General features: G+C 67.4%; 5 protein-coding genes and 1 pseudogene. 1 reads left to right on the top strand and 5 read right to left on the bottom strand.

Annotation, left to right across the window (positions count from 1 at the left end):
* From radC to ACESL5_RS09475, 5 genes are all read right to left on the bottom strand, one after another.
* Positions 1-473: RadC family protein (gene radC, locus ACESL5_RS09455; RefSeq protein ID WP_372592532.1), on the bottom strand; the 473-nt coding region annotated here is incomplete at its 3' end.
* Between the two features lie 32 nt (positions 474-505).
* Positions 506-1,279, bottom strand: coding sequence for a DUF2063 domain-containing protein (locus ACESL5_RS09460; protein ID WP_372592533.1), 774 nt, complete (start codon positions 1,277-1,279; stop codon positions 506-508).
* A 1-nt stretch (position 1,280) separates the two neighbouring features.
* Positions 1,281-2,126 carry a DUF692 domain-containing protein gene (locus ACESL5_RS09465; protein WP_372592534.1) on the bottom strand — a complete coding sequence of 282 codons (846 nt, stop codon included), beginning with the start codon at positions 2,124-2,126 and terminating at the stop codon, positions 1,281-1,283.
* Between the two features lie 82 nt (positions 2,127-2,208).
* The gene (locus ACESL5_RS09470; RefSeq protein ID WP_372592535.1) at positions 2,209-2,442 is read right to left on the bottom strand and encodes a hypothetical protein; all 234 of its coding nucleotides are present in this window, start codon (positions 2,440-2,442) and stop codon (positions 2,209-2,211) included.
* A gap of 177 nt (positions 2,443-2,619) precedes the next feature.
* Positions 2,620-3,231: a thioredoxin family protein gene (locus ACESL5_RS09475; protein ID WP_372592536.1), complete on the bottom strand. Its 612-nt coding sequence runs from the start codon at positions 3,229-3,231 to the stop codon at positions 2,620-2,622.
* A 258-nt stretch (positions 3,232-3,489) separates the two neighbouring features.
* Here ACESL5_RS09475 and ACESL5_RS09480 point away from each other — a divergent pair.
* Positions 3,490-3,812: pseudogene (locus ACESL5_RS09480) on the top strand (hydroxymethylbilane synthase); the annotation flags it as partial.

Genomic DNA, 3,812 nt, shown 5'->3' on the forward strand with positions numbered 1-3,812 from the left:
ACTACCTCGCGCGGGTGGACGGCCGACTGGTCGATGGTGCCGAAGAACAGTCGCTCGAAGGCGAGCACGCGGTGGCGGTTGTCGAGGTACAGCACGCCGAAGATCTCCTGGGTTTCCCCGTCGAGCTCGGCCTGCAGAAAGCGGAATACCGCCTGCGGGCTGCCGATGTCCGGGCCGACGCGCAGCTCCTCGGCGAAGTGCCGCCGGGCGAGCTCGACCACGGCCTGCAGCTGGGCGTACTTGGCATCGCCCAGCCCGCGGGCGCGGGCGAAGTCCTCGCGCGTGGCCGAGAGCAGCGCGCTGATCGAGCCGAAGTGGGAGAGCAGGTCGCGGGCGAGGTCCACGGCGGAGCGGCCGGTTACCCCGGTGCGCAGGAAGATCGCCAGCAGTTCGGCGTCGGAAAGGCTTGCCGGGCCACGGTCGAGCAGGCGCTCGCGCGGGCGTTCGCTGGCGGGCCAGTCGGTGATGGACATGATTCCCTCCATGGAATCAGCGGGTTGTCTTTCTATTGTGCCGGAATGCTCCCCAGGAGCACACCGGCCGCCCGCCATTCCGCCAGCTGCGGCCCGGCGAAGGCTTCCAGCTCCTCGGTCGGCATGCTCATCTCCTCGGCTAGTTGCGCGACGGTCTCGCGTCCCGGTGCGGTCGATTCCGCCAGCAGGGCCAGCAGGCGTGCGCTGGCCGGGGACAGGCGCTGGCAGACCGGGGCGCCGTTGGTGTCGCGGAACAGCAGCAGGTGATGTGTGCCGGGCCGGTCGGGTGCCGGTGTTTCGCCGGCCTCGACTCCGGCAGCCATGGCGTCGACGGGCCAGGTGGTGATCATCAGCCGGGCCAGCGGCGAGACCCACGGTCGTCCGGCGAGCGGATCGCCTCCCCGATCGAGGCCGGCGGGTGGCTCGGGGTCTTCGCCGGTCAGGAGCTCGAAGCGGGCCAGCTCGTAGGCGGCCAGTTCGTGCTGCCAGTCGGCCAACGAGTCATCGTTTGTGACGCAATCGTCGTCCGTGACGAAGTCGACGAACTCGCCCGGTACGTCTCGCAGCAGCGGGGAGGCAAGCGGCCGGTCACGGAAGAATTGCCGCACCAGTGCCTGCCACTCGGCAGCCGACATGCTCTGGTGCAGGGCCGGGAAGGCGGTCTCGAGTATCCCGTCGATATTGTTGCGGAACAGCTGCGCGTACCAGGCCATCCGCTCGGGCTTGCTCCCCGGCGGGGGCGGGTTGGCCTCCGGGTCGCGCACGTAGCGGGTGAAGGCCTCCTGGGTCGCTCGGAAGTCGCTCATCTCAGGCCGCCTGCCCACGCAGGGCCTGCTCGGCGATCCGTCGGATGGTGGCGACCTCGTCCATCAGCTCGGCCAGCGGCGGGATGTCGAAGTCGCGCTCCAGCAGGGTCGGCACGGCACCGACGTGGCGATAGGTGTGGCCGAGCAGGTCCCAGACGGGGTCGCTGACCGGCGCACCGTGGCTGTCGATGATCAGGTCCGGCTCGACCTGGTGGTGCCCGGCGACGTGCAGGTAGCTCACCCGCTCGGCCGGCATGGCGTCGATGAACGCGGCCGGGTCGTAGCCGTGGTTGACGCTGTTGACGTAGACGTTGTTCACGTCGAGCAGCAGGTCGCAATCCGCCCGTTCGAGGATCTCGAGGATGAAGGTCCGCTCGTCCATGGTGGATTCCACCGGCGAGTAGTAGGAGACGTTCTCCAGCGCCAGCCGGCGGCCCAGACGTTGCTGAACGGTGTCGATGCGGGCGACGACATGCTCGATGGCCTCCTCGGTGAAGGGGATCGGCATCAGGTCGTAGAGGTGGGCGTTGTCCGAGCAGAACGAGAGGTGTTCGCTGTAGAGCTCGGGCCGATACTCGTCGAGGAAGCCGGCGACATCGTCGACGAAGGCGATGTCGAGCGGGGCCGGGCCGCCGATGGAAAGCGACAGGCCGTGGGTGTAGAGCGGGTAGTCCTCGAGCAGTGCCTTGAAGCGCGCCCTGGCTGGACCGCCAAAACGGATCCAGTTCTCGGGGGCGACTTCGAGGAAGTCCACGTCGGGACGCTGTTCCTCGATTTCCGTCATCATGGTGCCGCGCCGCAGGCCGATGCCTACCCGCACGACACGGTCGGATTCGTGGAGACGCATGGCAGCCTCCCTTTCATTGACGGCAGGCAGCGGCCCGCCGTCGTGGGGGGTCGGTCGCGGGCGCAAGGCCGCGACCGGGGGATCAGGACTTGTCGTCGTTGTCCCCGTCCTTTTCGCCGTCCTTCTCCTCGTCCATGCTGCTACCGCACTGGCCGGCGCCGCAGGCCATCTCGGCCGTCTTGAGGCTGCCGGCATGGGTGGTCTCGGAGGCGAACGGGTTGCCGGCCTGACTCGCGGCCATGGCCGAGGAGCCCGCGATGGCGGTGGCGAGGGCGGTCGAGCCGATCAGCAGGTGCTTCTTGGATTTTGCTTTCATCTCGTCAGATCCTCTCGTCTGGGGTTCACGCGGCGGCGCCGCTTGGTGTTTCGACCACTTCGCGGCGGTCGTTTCAGGGTTTGGTTCATCCGTGATCATGCCCAAGACTAGTCGGTAATACCAGAGTCAGTCGCTGGGATTTGTTAGCCCGGTCAACTACCTAGGCCGCCCGGATGATCATTCCGGGTTGACCAGGTCCCGCCGCGGTTGGTCGATGCCGTCGGTGCAGACATCGAGGTCCGGGTCCTCGATGCAGCGCTCGGCGGCGCGGAGGCGCTGGTCGAGGTAGGTCGGGTAGAAGTCCGGCACGGTCACGCCCTTGAGCTCGTCGACCACCTGGCGACCGTCCGGGGCGAAGTAGATCACCTCCGGCACCAGCTGCACGCCCTGCAGCCGGGCGAACTCCTGCGGGGTCCACGATTCGCCCTGCCACTGGATCTCCGGGGTGGGCGAGTCGATTTCCACGCGGCGGATGATCAGCCGCCCCTTGTACTTCTCGCTGCGGGCCATCGGCTGCAGGAACTCGTCGTCGACGGTCTGGCAGTAGGTGCAGTAGGTGGCGTGGAAGAACATGAGCATGGGAATCTGCTGTTCCTGCATGTACTCGAGGTCGGCCTCGACGTTTTCCAGATCGCTCATCAACGGCACGTCGTCACGGGCGCTCTCCGAGGCGGAGTCGCCGGCCTCCCCGGGCGGGCTGGACATGCCCATCATGAGCAGGGCGGCCAGGGGCGCGAGCGTGGCAAGCGCCAGTCGATGCAGGACAGGGGATGGGATGATTGCAGACAATGTTTCTCCTCCGAACGAGGTGACGGCCGATCCGGGCGGCCTGTTACTGATTCTAGGACCAAACGGGCGGCGGTCGGGTTCCTCGGCGAAGAGCGGCATGAACCCGGTGGCGCTCGTCGGGTCGAACCGGCGCCGGATTCATGCAGACCTTCCCCCCGGACCCGTGTCCGACTGCTGCATCCGGGTTACCATGGCGCGTATCTCGCGACGGCCCGAGCGGGGCTCCGGCCGTCCGGCTTGCATGAATGAGGATGACAGATGAGCAAGGCATTTTCCGAAGGCCGCGTGCTTCGTATCGCCACCCGTGCCAGCCTGCTTGCCCTGTGGCAGGCGGAGTTCGTCGCGGCGGAACTGAAGAAACGCAACCCCGGGCTCGAGGTGGAGCTGGTCAAGATGACCACGCGCGGCGACCAGCTGCTCGACAGCCCGCTGTCGAAGATCGGCGGCAAGGCGCTGTTCGTCAAGGAGCTGGAGGTCGCGATGCTCGAGGATCGCGCCGACATCGCGGTGCACTCGATGAAGGACGTGCCGATGCAGTTCCCCGACGGCCTCGAGCTGATCGCCATCCTCGAGGGCGACGA

Source organism: Guyparkeria sp., from assembly GCF_041687595.1.
Classification (GTDB): Bacteria; Pseudomonadota; Gammaproteobacteria; order Halothiobacillales; family Halothiobacillaceae; genus Guyparkeria.